Source organism: Actinomadura sp. RB99, assembly GCF_014706005.1.
Lineage (GTDB): Bacteria > Actinomycetota > Actinomycetes > Streptosporangiales > Streptosporangiaceae > Spirillospora.
Genome location: NZ_JABMCA010000033.1, coordinates 21,489 through 43,640, shown reverse-complemented (window position 1 = coordinate 43,640; position 22,152 = coordinate 21,489). Strand labels below are relative to the sequence as shown.

Here is a 22,152-nt window from a genome sequence, read left to right as displayed (position 1 = left end):
GCCGTGGACGAGGACGACGAGGCGCGGGTGAGCCTGGCCAAGGACGAGCTTCCCGCCGACGCGGCGGGCGGCGCGTCCGCCGCCGGCGGCGCGGGAGGCCGCGGCGAGGGCCCGCTGGAGGCGCTGGTGACGGGCGCGGCGTACGCGGCGCTCGGGCTGCTCGGCGGGGTCTTCGGCCTGGTCGGCTCGTACGCCCAGGAGTGGACGGCCGGGGACGTGCCGGTCACCTCGATCGTGCTGGTGCCGCTGGTGTACGCCATGGTCCGGCTGGCGGGCCTGGGCATGGGCGGCAAGATCGGCGCGGCGGTGCCGGCGGTGGTGTGGGGCGCCGCGGTGATCGTGATGTCGATGCAGCGGCCGGAGGGCGACCTGGTCGTTCCGGGGACGCTCGCGGGGTATGTGTACATCGTCGGCGGCATGGTGGCCGCGGGAATCGCGGTGGCGCGGGTCCCGTCGCCCGGCCCGAGCGGGCAGTGGCTCACCGGGAGGGCGGCGCGCACCCGCGGGTAGGGGGATCGCTAGGGTGTGCGCGTTGTGAGCGGCGACCGTGTGGACCCGAGCGTGGATCCGGAGCTCTTCCGCCGGGTGGCGGGCAGGTTCGCGACGGGCGTCGCGATCGTGACGAGCGTGGTGGACGGCGCCGACCACGCCATGACGGTGAACGCGTTCGCCTCGGTGTCGCTGGACCCGCTGCTGGTGATGTTCTGCCCCGAGAAGATCGCGCGCTTCCACGACCTGGCGCTGGACGCCGGCGAGTGGGCGGTGTCGGTGCTGTCGGAGGAGATGCGGGACGCCTCGCAGTGGTTCGCGACCCGCGGCCGGATGCTGGACGGCCAGCTCCAGGGCTGGGACCACACGCGGGGCCCGGTCACCGGCGCCGCGATCTTCACCGACGCCGTCGCCGCCCTGGAATGCCGCACCCACGCCGTCCACGACGCCGGCGACCACAGCATCGTCGTCGGCGAGGTGCTGAGCCTGCACGTCCCGTCGCCCGACGCCCGTCCCCTGATCTTCTACGGCGGCGGCTACGGCCGCCTCGCCCGCTGACGCGGCGAGCCGCCGTCATGGGCACTGCCATGACGGCGGCTCGCCGCGAGTGAGCGTGCTTCGGGTCAGCTCTGCACGGTGGCGGGGGCGGGCTCGGCGGTGCCCGGCGCCGGGGTGGAGCGGTAGCCCTTCACGCCGAAGCAGGCGGCGGCGCTGGCGAGGACGACGGCGATCGGCAGGATCATCGTCGGCTTCATCGCGTGCACGAAGCCGTGCGAGAACACCTGGCCGGCGACCTGCTGGATCTGGTGCGCCACGCTCTGCGGGACGCCCGGCGGCAGCTTCTGCTGGGTGCCGGTCTGGCCCGCGCCGACCTCAAGGCCGCCCTTGGCGGCGCCGGCGAAGCCCTTGACGAACCCGGGCCGCACGTCCGGCGGGAGCGCCGCCGCGCGGGTCGCGGCCTGGTCCTTGAGCGACGAGGCGAGCTGGTTCTGCAGGACGGCGCCGACGGCGGCGCTGCCGAGGACGGAGCCGATCTGGCGGACGGTGTTGTTCACGCCGGACGCGGCGCCGGCCAGCCGGGGCGGCACGTTCCGGGTCGCCTCGGTGGCCATCGGCGCGAACACGCCGCCGATGCCGAACCCGGCGACGACGAGCGCGGGGATGAACGCGGTCCAGTCCGTGCCGACCTCGGCGACCAGCACCAGCCACAGCATGCCGAGCGCGTAGAGGGTGAGGCCGCCCATCAGGATGAACTTGCCGCCGATGCGGTCGGACAGCTTGCCGGCGACGGGCGCGAGGAACATCGACACGACCGAGGACGGCGCCATCACGAGGCCGGCCTTGAGGGCGCTGAAGCCGAGGACGGACTGCATGTAGATCGTCATCGGCAGGAACATGCCGATCATGCCGATGGAGACGGCGGCGCCGACGAAGTTGAGGATCGTGAAGTTGCGGTCGCGGAACAGCGAGAACGGCACCAGCGGCTCGCGGTCCTGCTGCGTCCGCTGGTAGACGTAGAAGATCACGAAGAGGCCGAGGCCGGCGGCGATGAGGCCCCAGATGCCCTCGTTCCAGTCGTACTTCTGGCCCTCGGTCAGCGCGAACGTCAGGCAGAACAGCCCGGCGGAGGCGAGGCCGACGCCGGCGATGTCGAAGCGGTGCTTCACGGTGGGCGTGTGGCCGGGCAGGATCGGCACGGCGAGCGCCAGCACGATGATGCCGATCGGCAGGTTCACGAAGAAGATCCACCGCCAGTCGAGGCTGGTGACCAGCAGCCCGCCGATGGTCGGGCCGGCGATGGTGGACACGCCCGCGACCGCGCCCCAGACGCCGAGCGCGGTGCCGCGCCGTTCCGGCGGGAACACCCCGATGATGATCGACATCGTCTGCGGCATCAGCAGCGCGGCGCCGAGGCCCTGCACGGCGCGGGCCGCGATCAGCTGGGCCGGGTCCTGCGAGATCCCGCACGCCAGGCTGGACAGGGTGAACAGCGCCACACCGGCGATGAACAGGTTCTTCTTGCCCCACAGGTCGCCGAGGCGGCCGGCGGTGATGAGCAGCACGGCCAGCACCAGGATGTAGGCGTTGACCACCCAGAGGACCTCGTCCAGCGAGGCGTTCAGCTTGTCGATCATGCTCGGGATCGCGATGTTCACGATCGTCAGGTCGAGCAGCGTCATGAAGAAACCGAGCGAGAGCGTCAATAGGATCGCCCACGGGTTCCCGCGCCACTTGCTCATGGTGCCCCCTTGTCGTTACGGCTTGCGTGGTAGTCGGTGCGGTGGTCGTGCTGGTCGGGCGGGTGGCAGGAGGTCACCCCGGTCTCGCCGGTCCAGGTGATGCGCCCGGTCTCCAGGTCGTCGGCCAGGTTCTGGACGAACTCCAGCTCGCCGCGGAACCGGGCGATGGCCCATTCCTGGTCGAGCAGCTTGTGGCGCTCCAGCCCGCGCTTGCGGAGCGAGTCGTTGACCGCCTGGTTCCCGACGAGCAGCGCCTCCAGCGCGATGGCGCGGTGCCGCAGCTGCCGGGCGACCTCCGCCTCGGGCAGCAGGTTGATGAACGCCAGGCCCGTGCCGAACAGCGGGAACTCCTCGACGGGCTTGGCGAGCAGCTCGGCGAGGCGGATGTGCGCGGCGTCGCGTCCGGCGCTGGTGACCGCGTAGACGGTCCGCTCCGGGCGGCGGCCCTCGCGCGCGGTCTCGAGCGGCTCGATCAGGCCGGCGGCCGCGAGCCGCTCCACCGAGTGGTAGAGCGAGCCGTGCGTGACCTTGACGGCCTGGTCGTAGGCGTGGTCGCGGATCCGCTGCTGCATCTCGTACGGGTGCATGGGCCCGCCGCACAGCATGCGCAGGACGGTCAGCGCGAGCGGTGTGAGGGGTCGGGACATGGAGCGACCTTCGTGGTCGACGTCGATTAGTCCACTTAGACTAATCCATCTAGACCTCTGTCGTCACATTCTTTTGATGCCCGACTTATCCGTACAGGTCACACCCGGTTTCAGCGGACGGTGCCGACGCTGTTCGCCGCGCCGTTGCGGGCCACGAAGTCGCCGACCCGGTCGCCGCGGACGTCGGCGAACAGCTCGTCGCCGGCGGCCGCGTCCAGCAGCACCACGCTCTGCCCGCCCCGCGACGCGAACCGGTCGACCGGGGCCGTCAGGTACTCCATCAGCGGCGTCTTCAGCAGCCGCGCCGCCAGGCCGCGCAGCGTGCCCGCGGTCACCGAGTCGTCCACGGTCACCGAGTGCGTCGCGGCCCGGATGAACCGGTCGATCTTCAGCGGGTTGCGGGTGTCGAGGGCCTTGTCGGCCAGCGCGTGCAGGAACGCCTGCTGCCGCTTGATCCGGTCGAGGTCGCCGCCGGGCAGGTTCCACCGCTGCCGGACGAAGTCGAGCGCCTCGACGCCGTTCAGGTGCTGGTGCCCGGCGGGCCAGGTCCGCTTGTGCATCGGGTCGTACGTGCGCTTCTCGACCGTCACGTCCACGCCGCCGAGCGCGTCGGTCATCTTCACGAACCCGCCGAAGTCCAGCGCGGCGTAGTGGTCGACGCGCACCTTCGTGAGCTGCTCGACCGTCCGGATCAGCAGCTTCGGGCCGCCGTAGGAGAACGCCGCGTTGATCTTCCCGGCGCCGTGCCCGGGGATCGGCACCCAGCTGTCGCGCGGGATCGCGATGACCGACACCCGGCCGTCCCGCCCGGACAGGTGCACCAGCATGATCGTGTCGGACCGGGCGCCCATGGACGGCATGTCCGAGCGCCGGTCCGACCCGATCAGCAGCCAGTTCTCGCCGCGTCCCGTCGACACCGGGCGGCCGCTGCGCTCCGGCATCGCGCCCGCGATCCGCTTCACGCCGTCGTTGTAGGCGTTCTCCAGCAGGTAGGCGCCGCCGCCGAGCAGCACCAGCGCGCCGGCCGCGAGCACGCCGCAGCCGATGAGGACCCGCCGCCGTCGGCGGCCGGTCGGCTTCTCCTGCTCCGGGCTGTCCTGCGGGGACGGGTTGCGCTGCATGCGCACACCCTCTCCCCGGGCGCGGCGCGCCCCGCGCGGACAGGCGGGTCGCGGGTAACTCTTTACCGGCCGGGGCTCAGCCCTTGAGAGCCGCCTCCAGCTGGTCCAGCGCCCAGTCGAGGTCCTCCCGCTCGACGACGAGGGGCGGGGCCAGCCGGAGCGTCGTCTCGTGCGTCTCCTTGGCCAGCACGCCGAGCTCCATCAGCCGCTCGCTGACCGGACGGGCCCGGCCGTACAGCTCGACGCCCGCCCACAGGCCGCGGCCGCGCACCTCGCGGACGAGGTCGCCGGGCAGCCGGCCGAGCCGGTCGTGCAGGTGCGCGCCCAGCGCCCGGGACCGCTCCTGGTACTCGCCGGTCCGCAGCATCGCGATCACCTCGCGGCCGATCGCGCAGGCCAGCGGGTTGCCGCCGAAGGTGGAGCCGTGCTGGCCCGGCTTGAACACGCCGAGCACGTCCCGGTCGGCGACCACGGCGGACACCGGCATGATGCCGCCGCCGAGCGCCTTGCCGAGGATGTAGACGTCCGGGACCACGTTCTCGTGCTCGACGGCGAACGTGGTGCCGGTGCGGCCGAGGCCCGACTGGATCTCGTCGGCGATCATCAGCGTGCCGTTCGCGGTGCACAGCTCCCGCACCGCGCGCAGGAACCCGCTCGGCGGGACGTTCACGCCGGCCTCGCCCTGGATCGGCTCGACCAGCACGCCGACGGTCGAGGAGTCCATCGCGGCCTTCAGCGCGTCGACGTCCCCGTACGGCACGGTCCGGAACCCCGGCGTGTAGGGGCCGTAGGAGTCGCGGGCGTCGGGGTCGGTGGAGAAGCTGACGATCGTGGTGGTGCGGCCGTGGAAGTTGCCCTCGAACGTGATGATGTTCGCCTCCCCGGAGGGGACGCCCTTCACCTCGTAGCCCCACTTGCGGGCGGTCTTCAGCGCCGTCTCGACGGCCTCGGCGCCGCTGTTCATCGGCAGCACCATGTCCTTGCCGCACAGCTCGGCCAGCTCGGTGACGAACGGGCCGAACTGGTCGTGGTCGAACGCGCGGCTGACCAGGGTGACCCGCTCCAGCTGCCGCTGGGCCGCCGCGACGAGGCGCGGGTTGCGGTGCCCGAAGTTGACCGCCGAGTAGGCCGCCAGCATGTCCAGGTAGCGGCGGCCCTCGACGTCGGTGAGCCAGGCGCCCTCGGCGTCGGCGACGACGATCGGGAGGGGGTGGTAGTTGTGCGCGCTGTGCTCCTCGGACATCGCCCGCAGCTGTTCGGTCGCCGTCACGACGCTCCTTCTCGCGTTCGGGTCCGGCCGGTCGGGCCGGGCATCGCCGGGACACCGGACGGGGGTGCCCGGTGCCGAGGGGGGAGGAGCCGGGAGCGGCGGGTGGCCGCCCGGTCCATATCCAGCGTATGTTCGGGTGTTACGGGCGACCAATGACGAAAACCGACTTTGGGGGTGCTGTTTGTTGCGTCTTGACGATCTGGACCGTCGAATCGTTGCGCGGCTCCTGGAGGACGGCCGCGCCTCCTACGCGCAGATCGGCGACAAGGTGGGGCTGTCCGCGCCCGCAGTGAAGCGGCGGGTCGACCGGCTGCGCGCGGACGGTGTGATCAACGGGTTCGCGGCGGTGGTCGACCCGGCCGCGCTCGGCTGGACGACCGAGGCGTTCATCGAGATCTTCTGCACCGGGGCGACGTCCCCGGAGGAGATCTACTCCAGCGTCCGCGGCCACCCGGAGGTGGTCGCGGCCTACACGATCAGCGGCGACGCCAGCGCCCTGGTGCACGTCCGGGCCCGCGACATCCAGCACCTGGAGCAGGCCCTCGAACGGCTGCGCCGGGAGGAGAACATCACGGCGACGAAGACCGCGATCGTCCTGTCCCGCCTGATCGGCCGCCCCACCGACGCCCCCTCGGCCTGACGCCCGGGCGCGGACGGCGGGCGCGGGGCGGGCAACCGCGAACCGATGGTTACCGGGCAGTAGGCTGCCGGGCATGGACTTCGCGACCGCTGACCTCATCGACGACTTCGGGGACGAGCTGCGCAGCTGCGAGACGCAGTTCCGGCAGTACGGCGGCCGGACGGTGTTCGCGGGGCCGGTGTCGACGGTGCGCTGCCACCACGACAACGGCCTGGTGAAGCGGGTGCTGAACGCCCCCGGCGAGGGCCGGGTGCTGGTCGTGGACGGTGCCGGGTCGCTGGCGTCCGCGCTGATGGGCGACATGATCGCGGCGTCCGCGGTGGCGAACGGGTGGGCCGGCGTGGTGATCAACGGGGCCGTCCGCGACGTGGTGGCGCTGCGCGGCCTCGACCTCGGCGTCAAGGCGCTCGGCTCCAACCCGCGCAAGAGCGCCAAGGACGGCGCCGGCGAGGTGGACGCGCCGGTGGCCTTCGGCGGCGTGGAGTTCCGCGCGGGCGACTGGCTCTACAGCGACGAGGACGGCATCGTCGTCGCGACGCGTTCGCTGCTGTAAGGACCGTCGCAGCTAGACGAGCCTGTAGCGAGCGGTACGGAACAGGCCACGGCGTGACATGCCAGGGCGAACGCCGCAAGGTCGTATAAGTAGGCCGTAGCGCGGCGGAACGGTGCTCCTTACGTTCTCAGTGACCACCTGAGACAGGGGAGACATGCGCGCCAAGAAGACGCTGCTGGTGCCCGTGACGGCGACGGTGCTGCTCGCGGGACTCGCGGCCGTGCCGGCCGCCGCGCAGACCAAGCCTCCGATCCCGAAGCCCACCGCGAACCCCTGGCAGATGCGCCACTGGCCGCAGACGCAGCCGTGGCAGCGGAGCCGGCCGTCCGCCCGCACCTACGCGGCCGGCGGCCCGCGCCCGATCGACCCGCAGAACTACGAGCTTCCCGACACGATGACCTGGGACGACTACGCCTCGGTCCCCGGCACCTCGTGGGCCGATCCGTCCCACCAGGGCTCGATCAAGAACTTCAAGGGCGCGGTCGTCCTGGTCGACTACCCGAACCAGCCGTTCGTGGTCACGCAGCCGAAGAACTCCACCATCTTCGGCAACCCGAACGCGGTCGGCGACGTGCCCCGCGACCGGGTCGCGAAGTTCTACCAGGACTTCCTCAACAAGCCCGAGGACCTCAACCACGGCCACACGCTGCACGAGTACTGGATGGAGGACTCCGGCGGCCGCTACGGCGTGGACCTCACCGCGTTCGGCGCGTACCGGATGCCCGCCAAGGACCACGAGTACGGCGTGGACGGCATGCAGGGCGGCACCGGCTGCCCGGCGGGCGACACCTGCAACCGCGACCTGCGCACGGACGCGCGCGCCGCGTGGATCGCGGACGTCGGCGAGGAGACGGCGAAGAAGTTCGACTTCGTCTTCTTCCTCAGCGCCGGGCAGGACGAGTCGTCCACCTGGCAGGAGTTCGGGCAGATGAAGTTCCAGACCAAGGAGGACGTCCCGGCCGAGTGGGGGCCGGGCGACCCGGCCCTGCCCAACTGGGTGAAGACCCGGTACGTGGACTGGACGTCCTGGCAGGCGGGCGCGACGATCTGGCCGAACGCGATCACCGGCAGCTCCACGCAGGCGGAGAGCTCCGGGATGGCCGTGTTCGCGCACGAGTTCAGCCACATCCTCGGCATCGGCGACAACTACAACAACCCGTACGGGGTGCCGCCGCGCCGCTCGTACAGCGGTCCGTGGGACATGCTGAGCCGCGGCAGCTTCAACGGCCCCGGCGGCCCGCACAGCCGCTGGACGATCCCGGCGGTCGGCGGCGCGTCCATGGGCGCGGAGCACATGCTGCGCAACAAGCTGAAGCTCGGCATCGTCGACGCGGCCAAGGTGCTCCAGCTCGACCGCGACACGCTCCCGCAGGACGGCACCGTCGTCGCGACCATCACGGCGCGGTCCGCCGAGCCGGGCGAGGGCGGCCTCGCGGGCGTCAACCTCAAGCTCGGCACGGGTGGCGACAAGGAGCCGGCCTGCGACACCGGCGCCGACCCGCTGTGCGACGGCGGCAAGTTCGACAACTACACCCTCGAGGTCGTCGACCGGATGGGCATGGACTCGTTCACGCCCGACTCCGGGGTGCTGCTGGCGAAGACCAAGGACCAGGACCGGGCGCCGTTCATCTGGGTCCAGGACGCGAACCCGCAGGACATCGACAAGACCGACTTCGTCCTGCCGGACGGCACGCCGCAGAAGATGACGATCGGCGACTACCGCCAGCTGTCGGACGCGCTGTTCCATGCCGGGACTGATTCCGGAAGCGAGTTCGAATACGTCGACAAGGCGAACCGGCTGCACTTCTACGTGCTGAACCTCAAGCGCGACAAGAAGGGCGTCCTGGAGTACACGGTCGCCATTCGGTCGCTGGACGGGTCCGGCCCGCAGCGGCGCGGGGTGAAGGTCGACTCCGGGAAGGCCGTGCCGGCCGGATCCGGCTGGATGAAGTGCACGATGCGCGTCGGCAACCGCGGTAAGGGCGGCACCGGCGTCTACGGCTCCGACGTCTTCCGCCTGAAGGCGACCGTCGACGGCGCGGGCTGGACGACCTGGCTGCCGAACGAGCTGGCCACCGCGAAGGCGGGCGGCGGCACCGACGTGGTGGTGTGGGCGAAGGCCGGGCCGGGCGCCGAGCGCAAGGCGAAGCTGAAGCTGACCGGCACCTCGGAGAGCGACCCGTCGAAGTCCGACTACGGCACCTGCCGCCTTCCGTAATACCGATATCCCCGCAGACGGGACGGTTTCCTGTGAGGAAGCCGTCCCGTCCGCTTCGGGTGGCCGGACGCCCGCGGCGCGGTTCCGGTTCACCCGGCCGGTGCAATGGTCATTTGCCTTTCCGTCGACGGTGCGGGGGGTTTTCCGCGATACGGCGCCGGAAAGGAGGGGCGTCGTGATGATCATGAAATGGAGAGCGAGCGGGCGGCGGCCGGCCGCCGCCGCCCTGGCGGCCGGCGTCCCGCTGGCCGCGCTGGTGGCGTCCGTCCCCGCCGTCGTCGGACCCCAGCCCGCGGCGGCGTCGACCTCGGCGCGGGAAGCGGCGCCGCGCAAGGCGGACTTCGGCCTGCGGCGCGGCGCGAACCTCGACCGTCCGCTGCGCGCGCTCGGGCAGAGACTGACCAAGAGCGGCGTCCAGGCGCTGATCAACGGCTCGGGGCAGCGCCGCCTCACCGGCGGCTGCGCCGCGGCGGCCAAGGTGCCCGCCGGGGCGCGCGCCTACTGCTTCGACAAGCAGGACTCGGCGACCCGCAAGTGGTACCCGCAGGGCGTCACGACCGTCTCGGACGCGGCGGTCGACGGCCGGTGGGGGGCCGGCCGCCCGATCCTGGTGTCCTGGCACAACGACGGCGCCGTCCGGCTCACGTTCGTGAACCCGGACCGGCGCACCTACCGGCACGTCCTGCTCGTCTACCCGGCGATGCGGGACGGGAGGGTCTCCTACGGCGACATCGACCTGCACGCCGGCGGCATCGCCTGGTTCGGCGACAAGCTGTACGTCGCCGACACCCGCGCGGGCCTGCGCGAGTTCGACATGCGGCAGATCTACGACCTCGGCCGCAGCCGGAACGGGTCCACGGACCACGCGGAATGGGTCGGCCTGCGCGGCGGCAAGTACTACGGGCACGGGTACCGGTACGTCATGCCACAGACGGGCAACTGGCAGTACGCCCACGGCTGGGCCGGCGCCAGGTGCGCGGGCCACGGCGCGCCGCGCGTCTCGTGGATGTCGGTCGACCGCACCACCCGCGGCCCGTCGCTCGTCGCGGGCGAGTACTGCAAGGAGCGGGAGCCGCGCGGGCGCGTCGCGACGTGGCCGCTGCGGAACGGCACCGGCCTGGTCGCCGGGTCCGGCGGCGTCGCCTACCCGAACTGGGTCGCGAGCCTTCCCGGCGACCGCGTGCAGGGCGGCGTCCGCGCCCACGGCCACTGGTGGTTCACGCAGAGCCACGGCTCCGAGCGCGGCACGATGCTCCAGGCCGACCAGCGCGGGCACGGCTGGAGGCACTTGTCCAAGCGGACCATCTCCTATGGTCCCGAGGACCTGAGCTGCTACCGCGCCGAGCACCGCGTCTGGACGCTCGCCGAGTACCCGGACAAGCGCGCTCTCTGGGGCCTGCACGCCCCGCAGTGCCGCTGGTAGCCGACGTATGCGGGACGGGCCGGCGCGGACGCCCGCGCCGGCCCGTCCCGTCCCGTCCGGCTCACGCGTTGACGGCGACCTTCCGCTCCTCCTGCCGGACCGTCCGCCGGCCCGCCCGGCCCAGCGCCACCGTCGCGAGCGCCGCGACGCCGAGCCCGGCGCCGATCCACGCGGTCGACGCGTATCCGGCCCCCGCGTCCAGCGCCAGCCCGCCCAGCCACGGCCCCGCGGTGATGCCGACGTTGAACGCCGAGGTGTTCGTCGCCGCGACGAGCGTCGGCGACCCGTCCGTCAGGGCGAACACCCGAGAGTTCAGCGCCGGGTTGGTCGCGAACCCGAACGCGCCGAGCAGGAACACCAGGGCGACGGCCGGCGCCGGCGAGCCGAGCGTCAGCGCCAGCGCGGCCGACACCGCGACGAGCCCCGCGATCCCCGCGTACAGCAGCGGGACGGTCCGCGCGTCCGCCAATCGCCCGCCCAGCGTGATCCCGATCAGCGAGCCCGCCCCGTACAGCGCCAGCACGCCCGGCACCCACCGCTCCGGGATGCCCGTCGCGTCCTCCAGCATCGCCCCGAGGTAGCTGAACACGACCAGCAGCGCGCCCGTGGCCAGCGCCGTCGTCGCGTAGGCCAGCCACAGCCGCGGCCGCGCCATCGCCCGCAGCTCGTCCCGGACGCGCGGCGCCGTCCCGGTCCGGGAGCCGCCCTTCACCGTCGCCGCGACCGCGGCCATCGCCGCCGCCGACATCGCCGCGACCGCCCAGAACGCCGACCGCCAGCCGAGGTGCTGCCCGAGCACCGTCCCGGCGGGCAGCCCGACGATCGTGGCGAGCGTGAGCCCGCCCGCGACGATCCCCATCGCGCGTCCCCGCGCGTCCGCCGGCACCAGCCCGATCGCCGTCGCCGCCGCGACCGCCCAGAACCCCGCGTACACGAACGCGCCCGCGACGCGCGTCGCGAACAGCACCCCGTACCCGGGCGTCAGCGCGCCCGCCGCGTGCATGACCGCGAAGACCGCGAGGAACGCCAGCAGCGCCCGCCGGTGCGGCCACCGCAGCGTGAGGACGGCCAGCACGGGCGCCCCCACCAGCATCCCGGCCGCGAACGCCGAGATCAGCAGCCCCGCGTCGGGCACGGACACGCCGAGGTCCGCCGCCATCTGCGGCAGCAGCCCCGCCAGCATCATCTCCGAGGTGCCCTGGGCGAAGATCGCCAAGCCCAGGACATAGACCGCCAGTGGCATCGCACGCCCCTCTTTTGGATTGATCAGTTCAAAATTCGGCCGAGAAAAAAGGCGGCACCGCCGCCGCCTCCGTCAGATCGCCGCCATGGCCGTGTCGGCGATCGCCCGCAGCGTCCGCCCGTCCGCGCCGCCGCGCGCCGCGACCCGCATCCCGGCGATCGCCGCCACCACGAAGTGCGCCAGAGCGCCCGCGTCCTTGCCCGCGTCGATCTCCCCGGACCGCTGCCCGGCCTCGATCGCGCCCCGCAGCGCCGCGAGCCGCTTCTCCTGGTCCCTGCGCAGGTGCCCGGCGACGTCCTCGTCCCGCGGCGCCATCTCGATCATGGTGTTCACCACGAGGCAGCCGACCGGATCCTCCGCCGGCGCCTCCACGGCCCACCCCAGCACCGTCCGCAGCCGTTCCCGGACGGGCCGCCCCGCGTCCTCCAGCACCTCCACGGCGTTCGCCGTCCGGACGTCCATGTACCGCGTCAGCGCCCGCGTGAACAGGTCGTGCTTGCTGCTGAAGGTGTTGTAGATGCTGCTGCGCCCGAGCCCGGTCGCCTCGCACAGCTCCTGCGTCGACGTCGCCTCGTACCCGCGCTCCCAGAACGCCCGCATGGCGGCCTCCACCGCCCGCTCCTCCTCGAACTGCCTCGGTCTCGCCATGCGCCGACCCTAACACGTTATGGACAGCTCGATCCAATACCCCTCACGGCGCCTCCGCGACCTGCACGATCACATGGTCGGCGCCCTGGCCCAGCACCCCGCGCCCCGGGACCGTCCGCCCGGCGGAGTCGGCCACTCCCATCCGCAGGGTCGCGAATCCCGGCTGACCCAGCATGAGCAGCGGGTCCGGCTCCTCTCCGGTGCGCACGTCCGTACGGGCGAGCACGAGATGCAGCCGCGGCCTCCGCCGGTCGAGATGGGGGTGGAGCGCGACGAACATCTCCGCGGACAGCAGGTCCTGGTCGTCGACGACCAAGTACGCCTCCTGCCCCCGCTCCTCCTCGTCCAGCAGTCGCGCGACGCCCAGCACCAGGTCCCTGCCCTGCGAGGACGTGGTGGCATACGTCTCCGGCAAGGGCCGTCCGGCGCTCCGCTGGGACAGCACGGTCTCGCGCAGCCCGCCGGCCGGGTCGATCACGAAGCACGGTGTCCGCCGCTCTCGCCCGAGCGCCTCCAGGATGAGGCGCAGAACGTTCGTCTTCCCCGTACCGGCGCTTCCGTAGACGGCCAGGTGCGGCCGAACGTCAAAGTCCAGCGCGACCGTTTCCCGTCCGTCGCCCTGCACGCCGATCGGAATGCGCCCTCCGGACACCATCCCCAGTTCGTCCCGCCCGAGACGCTCCGGCAGCCCACCGCCTGCGGAAGGCGGGGCCGCCGGTCGGGCCCACGCGGCCGCCTGCTCGGCGAAGGCGGCGATGGCGCGTTCGGGCGGCAGGGGGGCCGGGGTGAACCGGCGCGGTGCGTCGCCGGTCGCCACGAAGTAGGCGTCGCCGTCGGGGAAGGGAAGGCTCGCCCGGCCGAGGACGGTCCGGAGTTCGGCGGGCGGCAGGCGGTTCGCGGCTATCCGCCAGTCGAGCAGCGGCAGGAACCGGTTCCAGATCGTGGTGTTCTCGACGGTGGACGACGCCAGGATCAGCTTCACGCCGAGCGTTCTGCCGCGCTGCGCGAGCTGGAGGAGCGTTTCCCCTAGCTCGCGCTTGCCGGACGGGAACGTCAACGACAGGTCCGCCATCACCACCAAGTGCGGCAGCTCTTCGGGTGACGCATGGCCCCTGCGCGTGTCCAGCTCGGCCGACAGGAAGTCGAGGAACTCCTGCAACTCGCGCGGCCTGCCCAGCAGCTCCTCTTCGGAGTGGAGAACGTGCGGGAGGGGGAGCACGTCGCCCAGCGGATGCTCGCCCAGCCCGGCGAAGGCGAACGTCATCTGGGAGGGCGGGTACTTGGCGGCGAGCGCGAGCGCGATCACTCGCAGGACATGCCGCCGGGCGTGGACGTCGCCTACGACCAGGCCCGAGCCGCCGGCCGCGAGATCGAGAGAAGAGGCAGCGAACTCGTTCCCCTCGGGGTCATGCCCGATGCGCGGCGGCCTGGGGACCGAGACGGGCAGTCTCCATGCGTTGGTGAACGCCGCCCCAAGGCCGGCCCCGTTCAATGCGAGGACGTCGTCCGCTGCGGAGAGCTGGGGCGGCGAGGACGGTCCGGCGCCGGAAGGCGGCTCCGCGGGTGCGGGGGGTACGGCGGGTTCGTCGGGCCAGGGGAGGCGCGGGGGGCGGGGGCCGCGTCGGCGCATGCGCTCGACGATCGGGTCGCTGTCGGAGAGCGGGATGTGCGCGGGGCGGAAGGTCACCGGCGTGATCCCGTCGTGCGTCAGGGACGCCGTGCCGCCGCCTTCCGGGCCGGGGACGGTGATCCGCCATCGCGGCGGGAAGGGGAGATCGGTTTCGTCCGGCGAGCAGAACACGAACCGGATTCCTTGGGACGGCCCCTCCTCGCACAGGCGGAACAGGGGGTCCTGCAGCTCGGGGCGTGCGCCGAGGAGGGGCCCGGCGTTGTCGATGACCACGACGAGGACGGGGAACGCGGCGGGGGCCTCGTCTCCCCGCGTTCGCGACCGCAGGGCCTCGCGGCGGGACCGCTCGGTTTCCAGGGCGGTGAGCAGGCGGGGGAAGAGCGGGGAGTCGATCGACATGCTGTGGACGGCGGTGACGACGTGCGGGAGGCTCCCTAGCCCGACAAAGGACGCGCCGCCGGAGAAGTCGGCGAACGCGAGGGCGGCCGTGGCGGGGGAGTGGCCGAGAGCGAGGCTGAACAGCAGTGTCCGGAGGACGCGGTCGCGTTCGGCGCGGGGGCCGACGATCGTCCCGTGCGGCGTGCCCCGGCCGTCGCGCAGGAGGTCGACCCAGACCGTCCTGCCGGTGCCGTCGACGCCTACGGCGGTGGGGTGCCGGGGGCGGTCCCAGTCGTCGCCGATCAGGTCGTCCACCGGTGTTCCGAGGACGTCCAGGAGGTGCGGAGCGGGCGAGGCCGGCGCCGGCGGGGCCGCCGGCGCGGGGGTGGTGACCAGCGCGAAGTGGGGGGTGTCGGCGGTGAGGGCGAGCGGGCCGTCGGCGGTGGCGAGGAGGGCGCGGAAGGTCTCGGCGGTGCCGCCGGCGCGCCGCTCGATCTCGGCGGAGACGGCTTCGAGGACGCGGCGGGTGTGCTGGGCCTCGGGGCGCGGGAGGGTGTCGAGGAGGGCCTCGCGGGCGCCGGGGACGAACTCGTAGCGGACGTCGTCCAGCGGCCGGAGCAGCCCGCTGAGCAGGACCTCGGCGAGGCGGCCGGGGTCGGAGCCGCCGAGGACGCCGTGCTGGATGAGCCGCATCACCGGCAGGGACGGCACGGAGACGGCGACGTGGGCGGCGAGCTCGGCGGCGTCGGCGGAGGCGGTGCGCAGGAAGCGGCGGACGCGTTCGGCGACGGGGACGTCGCGGTCGGAGGGGGCGGGGCCGGACGGCCCGGACGGCAGGGCCGCGATCGCGGCGGGCTGCGGGCCCGCGCCGGAGACGAGCCGGGCCCAGGCGCCGAACCAGCGGGGCGCGACCTCCAGGACGGGGACGGGCACGCCGGGCGGCGGGGCGCCGTCGAGGGGCGTGAAGCGCAGGCCGGTGTTGGGGCCGCCGGGGCGGGGCAGGACGGCGACGCCGGGGGTGGTGGGGGCGGCGGTGCGGCGCCAGAGGCTCTCGGCGAGGGGCTGGAGGATCGCGGTGGGGCCGGCCTGGGCCCAGCGGCGGACGGCGGGGGCGGCGCGCCCGTTCCACCAGTGCGGTCCGGAGCAGTCGCTGAGGAGGAGGACGGCGTGCCGTCCGGACGCGTCCTGGAGGGTGCCGGGGGCGCGCGGGGACGACCCGGGGGCGGAGGAGACGCGGCCGGTGGCGGTGAGATAGGCGACGCCGACGTTCTGGAACGCGCCCTGCCTCAGCAGCGCCTCGGTGAGCTCGCGGGCGAGGGGGCGCCACAGCCGCATGGTGGGGCCGGTGTCGACGACGAGGGTGAGCGTCAGCCAGCGTTCGGACTCGGGGACGAGGACCGGCGTCCACAGGCGGGTGTCGGCGATGCGCTCGGCGGTGGCGTCCTCGTCGAGTTCGCGGCGGTGCCGGGACGGGACGCGCCGCTTGACGGGGCGGAGCGCGCGCTGCACGCCGAGGGGGTCGGACAGCATCGGCGCGGTCGGGACGAGCACTTCGGCGGCCGTCCCGGCGGGCGGCGCGGTGCCGGTGGCGGGACGGTGGTGCAGCGCGGTGCGGGGTTCTTCCGGTGCGGGTCCGGGCGGCTTCGCGAGGCCGTCGGGCCCGGCCGGCGGCGGATCGGGCACCGCGGGCGGGACCGGATCCGGGGCGGGGTCGGCGGGCTCGTCCGGCGCGGGCGCGATGTGGGCGGCGAGCCACAGCAGCTCGCTCAGCTCGCGCGCGTCGGGCGCGCCGTGCGGGGAGACGGCGCCGAGGACCTCGCGGAGCCGGTCAATCATCGTCGAGGGGACCGCCGAGCCGCCGCATGATCCGGTCGGCGAGGGCGGCGCGGTCGGCGGCGCCGGCGTGCCGGCACAGGTAGACGGCGTTGAGGAGCTGGTCGGTGGCGAGGGTGCCGGACGCGGAGCGCTCGAAGAACCGGCGGACGAGGTCGTCGCTGCGGTCGGCGAGGTCACCGAGGTGCTCGCGGACGATGGCGGACAGCTCGGCCTCGTCGGCGGGCTGGCGGAGCTCGACGGTGACGCAGCGGCGCAGGAACGCGGGCGGGAACTCGCGCTCGCCGTTGCTGGTCATCACCACGAGCGGGAACGCGTTGCAGCGGACGGTCCCGGCGGTGACGGCGACCCGGGAGCCGGGGCCGTCGGCGGTCATGACGTCGGCGGACGGGTCCGCGCGCCGGGTCAGCTCGGGGATCTCGTACTCGCCCTTCTCGAAGATGGTGAGCAGGTCGTTGGGCAGGTCGATGTCGCTCTTGTCGATCTCGTCGACGAGCAGGACGCGCGGCCGGGCGTAGGGGAGCAGCGCGGTGCCGAGCGGGCCGAGCCGGATGTAGCGGCCGATGTCCTCGTCGGTGGCGGGCGCGTCGCCGTCGCGGGCGGCGTACAGGCGGGTGAGGGGGTCGTACTGGTAGAGACCGTCGCGGAGGGTCGTCCGGCTGGTGATGGGCCAGTGCAGGACGGGTCCGAGGCCGAGTTCGTGCGCGACCGCGTACGCGAGCGTCGACTTGCCGGTGCCGGGCGGGCCGGTCACGAGCAACGGGCGCCGCAGGTACAGGGCGGCGTTGACCTGCTGGACGGCGTCGTCCGAGGGCCGGTAGGTCGTGGCCTGGTGGGCGTTGCCGGAGCCGCCGGACGGCGGGGGCAGCAGCGGGCCGCCGTCGAAGGCCCGCCAGGGCGGGGGCGGCGGCAGCCTGTCGATGCCGTCGTGCCGGCTTCGGCTACCGGTGTAGAGCAGCCAGTCGGGCATCTATTCCTCCATGGCGAGCCGGGGGTCGGCGGGCAGCCGGGACGGGTCGTCCCACAGCAGGGTGAGGTCGCGCCCGCAGTGCGGGGCGTCCTTCGGGGCGCCGAGGGCCTTGCGGCGCAGGTCGAGCGCGATGTGGGGGAGCTCTTCGGGGCGGGCGTCGCGGACGGCGGCGGCGAGCGCCTCGCCGAGGCGGTGGCCCTGGCAGTCGTCGTGCGCGGGACCGCTGCAGGTGGTCCGCGTCCACAGCATCACGGGGACGCCGTTGCCGAGCGCGGCGGCGAGCCGGGCCTTGGACGGGGACGTCGTGTAGACGAGGGCGCAGTGGTCGGGGTTGGCCTCGAGCCAGTCCTGGAAGGCGGCGGCGCCGCGGTGGTCGTCGCACCCGATGACCCGCGGGTCGGTGCGGCCGCGCTCCTTCAGGACCCGCCAGCGCTGGTGGGCCTGGTCGCGCCGGATCGAGCCGGGCCGCAGCCGTTTCACGTCCCGGACGACCAGCGGGTACCGCCGCATGGGCGTCCTGTCCTCGACGTCGATGTACCACCGTTCGAACGGCTTGCCGAGCCAGCCCTCCGGGACCGCGAACTCGATCATCCAGCGTCCGCCGACGAGGGCGCGGCTCGCGAGGGCCACCGCGTCCTGGACGGCGCCGCGGACCTCGCTCTCCGGGACGCGGACGGTGGCCTGCGCGGTCTGGTCGGCGTCGTTGAACCACGTGTGGACGGTGAGGTCGTACTCCTTGGGGAAGGTGGCGTGCTCGAGCCGGACGATGACCGAGGCGGGCGCGGGCGCCTCCCGCGCGGGCTCGACGCCGGGGAGGTGCCACCGGGCCCAGGCGGCGAACCGCCGCCGGTGCGGTTCGGGGAGCCGCCCGCCGAGGGCGCCGAGGTAGCCGGCGAGCCGCTGCTCCGGGAAGCCCTCGGCGACGTAGCGGACGGACGCCCACGCGGAGCCGAACCGTTCGCGGGGGCGGCGGCCGACGGCGCGTTCGAGGTCGGCGGTGAGCGCCTCGGTGAACGGCACGTCCTTCAGCAGCGCCCGCAGGTCGCTCCGGGCCGTCCCGGTGAGCCAGCGCAGCGGCAGCAGGTCGTCGAGCGGCTCCCAGTGGGCGCGGAGGCGGGAGAGGGGGAGCATCCAGCCGATCCCGGCGCGGCCGCCGCGCAGCTCGGCGTCGGTGACCATGCCGATGACCTCGCCGGTCGCGATGTCGTACACGGCGGACCCGCTGTACCCCTTCTCCAGCGGGACGCCGTGGACGGTCCGGATCTCCCACCACTCGTTGCGGGTCAGCAGGTGCGGACCGGTCGTGACGGTGGCGTGCCGCTCGTTGTCGTCCTTGCGCGCGGGGAACCCGTACACGCCGAACTCGCGGCCGCCCGCGGCGAGCCCGCCGGCGTCGTCGGGGTCGGCCAGTGCCGCCGGCTCGAACGGGACGGGCTCCTCCAGCTCCAGCACCGCGACGTCGCCGACGTCGCCGGGGCCCCGCCAGCCGCCGGACGCGACGACCCGGGCGGGCAGGTCCTCGGCGAGGCCGGGGAACCCGACGCGCGGGTCGTCCAGGCCGGTGACGGTGTGCGCGCAGGTCAGCAGCCGGGTCGGGGTGACCAGGAACGCCGCGCCGAGCTTGCCCGCGCCGGGCGTCCCGACCCAGGCGCGCCACTGCCAGTCGCCCACCTACTCCTCCCCGGCGGCGGCCTTCGGCTCGCCCCAGGTCATCTTGACCTTCAGGTGGCCCTCCACGGTCGTCTTCGCGATGACGGCGCCGGCGGCGGCGTTCAGCTTGACCCCGAACTCCAGCTCGACCGAGTCGGGCTTGAGGTCGCCGCCGCGCAGCGCGGCGAGCGCCGCCTCCGCCGCGTCCCGGACCTGCTGGAACGAGTCCTCGAGCTTGGCGGTGGCGGTGCCGATCAGGTCGCCGCCGCGGGAGACGGCGTCCATGCCGGGGTCGTCGTCGTCGCTCTCGACGACGATGCTGCCGTGCTCGGTCTGCCAGCGCACCAGTTCGCTCACGTTCCCCGTCCCCTCGCCGTCGGGCGTCGCGCCGCCCCGCCAATGTAACAAGATCATCAAGTGCGGGGCGGGGGTCGGTGATACTTTTCCGGCGATGGCCATGGGAGGTCAACGTGATCACGGTCGGGCAGGTGCGGGCGCTGGCGGTGACGCTGCCCCGCACGTCGGAGCACCTCATCAGGGACCGGGTGAAGTTCCGCGTCGGCTCGATCGTCTACGTGGCGTTCTCGCGGGACGAGACGGTGATGGGGTTCGCGTTCCCGAAGGAGGAGCGGGCGGCGCTGGTCGCGTCCGAACCGGGCAGGTTCCGGCTGCCCGGCGAGTCTGACCTTCGGTTCAACTGGGTCGAGGCGTGGACGGCGGCGCTGGACGAGCCCGAGATGCGCGAGCTGGTCATGGAGGCGTGGCGGATGGTCGTCCCGAAGAAGGTCGCCGCCGCCCGCCTCGGTTCATGACGTGACCGAAGCGCCGAGCGGCGTGTCGAGCGGCGTGTCGAGCGGGGCCGCGAGCGCGGTGCGGAGCGCCGCGAGCCAGTGCCGGGTGGTGCGCCGCGCCAGGCCGGTGTCCGGTGCGGACGCCTCGAACAGGTGCCACGCGCCCGGCACGTCCTTCACCTCGACCGGGACGCCCGCCTCCATCAGCCGCCGCGCGTAGTCCAGGCCCTCGTCGCGCAGCGGGTCGAGCCCGCAGGTCAGGACGTAGGCGGGCGGCAGGCCGGACAGGTCGCCGGCCCGCGCCGGTGCGGCGTAGGGGGAGACGGCTCCGGGCGGGAGGTAGGCGTCCCACATCGCGCGCAGCTTGGCGCGGTTGGTCAGGCGCGGGTCGGTGATCCGGTGGGCGGACGGGGTGTCGAGCCGGTCGTCCAGGCAGGGGATCAGCAGGGTCTGGAACGCGAGGGCGGGGCCGCCCCGGTCGCGGGCCGCGAGGGACAGCGCGGCGGACAGGCAGCCGCCCGCCGACGCGCCCGCCACGGCGATCCGCGCCGGGTCGGCGCCCAGGCGGGCGGCGTTCGCGGCCAGCCAGCACAGGACGGCGTAGCAGTCCTCGAACCCGGCGGGGAACGGGTGCTCCGGCACCAGCCGGTAGTGGACGTTCACGACGAGCGAGCCCGTCTCGGTGCAGGCGTCGCGGGCCATCGGGCTGGGGCCGTCCAGCTCGCCGTAGCTGAACCCGCCGCCGTGGATGTAGAGGACGGCGGGCAGCGGACCGGGCGCGGCGCCGGCGGGCCGCAGGATCTGCACGGGGACCGTGTTGCCGTCCGGCCCCGGGACGGTCGTCTCCTCGATGAGGACGGTGCCGTCGGCGGGCCGCGCCAGCGGGGCCATCAGCGCCTTGAACCCGGCGCGCGTCGCCTCGATGTCGGCGAGCGGGTCGTCCGGCCTCGGCGCCATCCCGGCGAGGATCCCGGCGAGTTCGGGGTGGACGTCCATGCGGTCTCCCATGGTCTCAGTGATACCGTCTCAATGGTATGGACGATATGGTCTCGGTGAGACGGTGTCAAGGCGCCGGCGATCGAGGGGAGGGCGCATGGAGGAACCCGGCGTGCAGGCGTGCGCGGTGCTCGGGCTGATCGCCCGGCACGGCCCGATGACGCCCTACGAGCTGAAGGCGCGCGTCGAGGAGAGCGTCGAGCCGTTCTGGCCCATCCCGCACGCGCAGCTCTACCGCATCCCCGCCCGCCTCGCCGAGGACGGGCTGCTCCGCGAGGAGACCGAGGAGGGCGGGCGCCGCCGCCGCGTCTTCCACCTCACCGACGCCGGCCGCGCCGCGCTGCGCCGCTGGCTCGCCGACCCCGGCGGCCCCCGGATCGAGACCCGCGACCCCGCGCAGCTGAAACTGTTCTTCGCCGACCTCGGCGACCCCGCGGACGTCGTCGCGCTGGCCCGCGAGCAGGCCGCGCTGCACCGCCGCTGGCTCGCGGACTACCGCGAGCGCCGCGCCGCCCTCGACCCGTCCGACGAGGTCAGGCTGACCTCACGGGCCCGCATCCTCAAGCTCGGCATCATGCACGAGCGGGCCTACGTCGAGTTCTGGGAGCACCTCGCCGAGCACCCCGACGACCTCGACCTCTAGTGCGGCGGCGGCTGCGGGTGGATCGCGCTCCCCGCGTCGCAGCCGCCCTCGCCCGGCATCCGCTGCGCCCGGCTCGGCGTCCACGTGCTGGTCCGGCCCGGCGCGACGCGGGCGAGCGTGCAGGCCGGCGCGTCGTCCAGGTAGGGGTGGGGACGGGCGGTCAGCGCCACGCCGACCACGTTCCCCTCCTTGCGGACGTCGACGCCGATCTTCGGGTCCAGGCGCAGGGACGCGACGGCCGCGCGGACCTCCGCCTCGTCCACCGTGCCGCCGGACGGCACGCGCGGCAGCGCCCTCGCCAGCCGTTCGTCCGGGATGCGCGGGGTCTTCGGCCAGGGCTCGAACGCCATCGGCGCGCCCGGCGGGCAGGCCACCTCGCGCGTCCCGTAGCGGTGCCATTCGGTCGTCGTGGAGAACGACAGCTCGAAGCAGCGCGTCACCGTCACCGGCTCGCTCTCCCCCCAGGCCGAGCCGGTGCCCGAGGTGCGCAAGACCAGCCGCATGCCCCTGCCCGCGGTCGACGTGCCGGTCACCTTCATGACCTCGACGCCGTCGAGGCCGGCGGCCCGGTGCGCCACGTCCCGGGCCGGCCAGACCCGCGAGCTGTAGAGCCTGTCGCCCGCCTTGTCGGCGGCGTCGCGCGCGCCCTCCACCGCCCTGTCCTCGGCACTGGCGCCGGACGCGGGGAACGGCGCCCCGCCGCAGCCCGCCAAGGCGAGGGCGGCGGCGGGCAGGACGATCACGAGTCGGCGCATGCGCTCATGCTCGT

Annotated in this window: 20 protein-coding genes; 8 read left to right on the top strand and 12 right to left on the bottom strand. The window is 73.7% G+C overall.

Annotated features, from left to right (window positions below):
• Nucleotides 1-3: 3 nt before the first annotated feature.
• Together amrb99_RS26850 and amrb99_RS26845 are read left to right on the top strand one after the other, a co-directional pair.
• A complete protein-coding gene (locus amrb99_RS26850; RefSeq protein ID WP_190861019.1) occupies nucleotides 4-510 on the top strand; it encodes a DUF6113 family protein in 507 nt (168 codons plus the stop codon).
• A gap of 24 nt (nucleotides 511-534) precedes the next feature.
• A complete protein-coding gene (locus amrb99_RS26845) occupies nucleotides 535-1,047 on the top strand; it encodes a flavin reductase family protein (protein WP_347256878.1) in 513 nt (170 codons plus the stop codon).
• Between the two features lie 65 nt (nucleotides 1,048-1,112).
• Here amrb99_RS26845 and amrb99_RS26840 read toward each other — a convergent pair whose 3' ends face one another.
• The 4 genes from amrb99_RS26840 to rocD form a co-directional block, all read right to left on the bottom strand.
• Nucleotides 1,113-2,729, bottom strand: coding sequence for a DHA2 family efflux MFS transporter permease subunit (locus amrb99_RS26840; RefSeq protein ID WP_190861017.1), 1,617 nt, complete (start codon nucleotides 2,727-2,729; stop codon nucleotides 1,113-1,115).
• Entirely contained in the window at nucleotides 2,726-3,376 is a 651-nt protein-coding gene (locus tag amrb99_RS26835) for a PadR family transcriptional regulator (protein ID WP_190861015.1), read from the bottom strand. The genes amrb99_RS26840 and amrb99_RS26835 overlap by 4 nt, the downstream gene beginning before the upstream one ends.
• 110 nt (nucleotides 3,377-3,486) lie before the next feature.
• Nucleotides 3,487-4,497: an LCP family protein gene (locus amrb99_RS26830; protein WP_190861013.1), complete on the bottom strand. Its 1,011-nt coding sequence runs from the start codon at nucleotides 4,495-4,497 to the stop codon at nucleotides 3,487-3,489.
• A gap of 76 nt (nucleotides 4,498-4,573) precedes the next feature.
• Nucleotides 4,574-5,767, bottom strand: a complete 1,194-nt coding sequence (gene rocD / locus amrb99_RS26825) for an ornithine--oxo-acid transaminase (protein ID WP_190861011.1) — start codon at nucleotides 5,765-5,767, stop codon at nucleotides 4,574-4,576.
• Between the two features lie 184 nt (nucleotides 5,768-5,951).
• Between rocD and amrb99_RS26820 the strand changes: the two genes are divergently transcribed.
• The 4 genes from amrb99_RS26820 to amrb99_RS26805 all read left to right on the top strand — a co-directional run bounded on the left by amrb99_RS26820 (nucleotide 5,952) and on the right by amrb99_RS26805 (nucleotide 10,601).
• A complete protein-coding gene (locus amrb99_RS26820; RefSeq protein WP_190861009.1) occupies nucleotides 5,952-6,407 on the top strand; it encodes an Lrp/AsnC family transcriptional regulator in 456 nt (151 codons plus the stop codon).
• Between the two features lie 73 nt (nucleotides 6,408-6,480).
• Complete coding sequence (gene rraA / locus amrb99_RS26815) at nucleotides 6,481-6,960, top strand: ribonuclease E activity regulator RraA (protein ID WP_190861007.1); 480 nt, start codon at nucleotides 6,481-6,483, stop codon at nucleotides 6,958-6,960.
• Nucleotides 6,961-7,114: 154 nt separating this feature from the next.
• Complete coding sequence (locus tag amrb99_RS26810; protein WP_190861005.1) at nucleotides 7,115-9,178, top strand: M6 family metalloprotease domain-containing protein; 2,064 nt, start codon at nucleotides 7,115-7,117, stop codon at nucleotides 9,176-9,178.
• Nucleotides 9,179-9,353: 175 nt separating this feature from the next.
• Nucleotides 9,354-10,601: a hypothetical protein gene (locus amrb99_RS26805; RefSeq protein WP_190861003.1), complete on the top strand. Its 1,248-nt coding sequence runs from the start codon at nucleotides 9,354-9,356 to the stop codon at nucleotides 10,599-10,601.
• A gap of 61 nt (nucleotides 10,602-10,662) precedes the next feature.
• Here the strand turns inward: amrb99_RS26805 and amrb99_RS26800 are convergent, their stop codons facing one another.
• From amrb99_RS26800 to amrb99_RS26775, 6 genes are all read right to left on the bottom strand, one after another.
• Nucleotides 10,663-11,844, bottom strand: a complete 1,182-nt coding sequence (locus amrb99_RS26800; RefSeq protein WP_190861001.1) for a Cmx/CmrA family chloramphenicol efflux MFS transporter — start codon at nucleotides 11,842-11,844, stop codon at nucleotides 10,663-10,665.
• A gap of 72 nt (nucleotides 11,845-11,916) precedes the next feature.
• Complete coding sequence (locus amrb99_RS26795; protein WP_190860999.1) at nucleotides 11,917-12,492, bottom strand: TetR/AcrR family transcriptional regulator; 576 nt, start codon at nucleotides 12,490-12,492, stop codon at nucleotides 11,917-11,919.
• Between the two features lie 43 nt (nucleotides 12,493-12,535).
• Nucleotides 12,536-16,336, bottom strand: a complete 3,801-nt coding sequence (locus tag amrb99_RS26790) for an SAV_2336 N-terminal domain-related protein (protein ID WP_190860997.1) — start codon at nucleotides 16,334-16,336, stop codon at nucleotides 12,536-12,538.
• Nucleotides 16,329-17,303 (bottom strand): MoxR family ATPase, encoded by a 975-nt coding sequence (locus amrb99_RS26785; RefSeq protein WP_190860994.1) that lies wholly within the window; start codon nucleotides 17,301-17,303, stop codon nucleotides 16,329-16,331. Before amrb99_RS26785 ends, amrb99_RS26790 begins: the two co-directional genes overlap by 8 nt.
• Nucleotides 17,304-18,974, bottom strand: coding sequence for a trypsin-like peptidase domain-containing protein (locus amrb99_RS26780; protein ID WP_190860992.1), 1,671 nt, complete (start codon nucleotides 18,972-18,974; stop codon nucleotides 17,304-17,306).
• Nucleotides 18,975-19,310 carry a CU044_2847 family protein gene (locus amrb99_RS26775; RefSeq protein WP_347256877.1) on the bottom strand — a complete coding sequence of 112 codons (336 nt, stop codon included), beginning with the start codon at nucleotides 19,308-19,310 and terminating at the stop codon, nucleotides 18,975-18,977.
• 113 nt (nucleotides 19,311-19,423) lie between these two features.
• On the opposite strand from amrb99_RS26775, the gene amrb99_RS26770 reads away from it, so the two are divergent.
• Nucleotides 19,424-19,765 (top strand): MmcQ/YjbR family DNA-binding protein, encoded by a 342-nt coding sequence (locus amrb99_RS26770; protein ID WP_190860990.1) that lies wholly within the window; start codon nucleotides 19,424-19,426, stop codon nucleotides 19,763-19,765.
• Here amrb99_RS26770 and amrb99_RS26765 read toward each other — a convergent pair.
• Entirely contained in the window at nucleotides 19,760-20,752 is a 993-nt protein-coding gene (locus amrb99_RS26765) for an alpha/beta hydrolase (RefSeq protein ID WP_190860988.1), read from the bottom strand. The two genes, amrb99_RS26770 and amrb99_RS26765, sit on opposite strands and share 6 nt — an antisense overlap.
• Nucleotides 20,753-20,837: 85 nt before the next feature.
• On the opposite strand from amrb99_RS26765, the gene amrb99_RS26760 reads away from it, so the two are divergent.
• Entirely contained in the window at nucleotides 20,838-21,383 is a 546-nt protein-coding gene (locus amrb99_RS26760) for a PadR family transcriptional regulator (RefSeq protein WP_190860986.1), read from the top strand.
• Here amrb99_RS26760 and amrb99_RS26755 read toward each other — a convergent pair.
• On the bottom strand, nucleotides 21,380-22,138 hold the full coding sequence (locus tag amrb99_RS26755; RefSeq protein WP_190860984.1) for a translation initiation factor IF-2: 759 nt from the start codon (nucleotides 22,136-22,138) through the stop codon (nucleotides 21,380-21,382). The two genes, amrb99_RS26760 and amrb99_RS26755, sit on opposite strands and share 4 nt — an antisense overlap.
• Nucleotides 22,139-22,152: the final 14 nt, after the last annotated feature.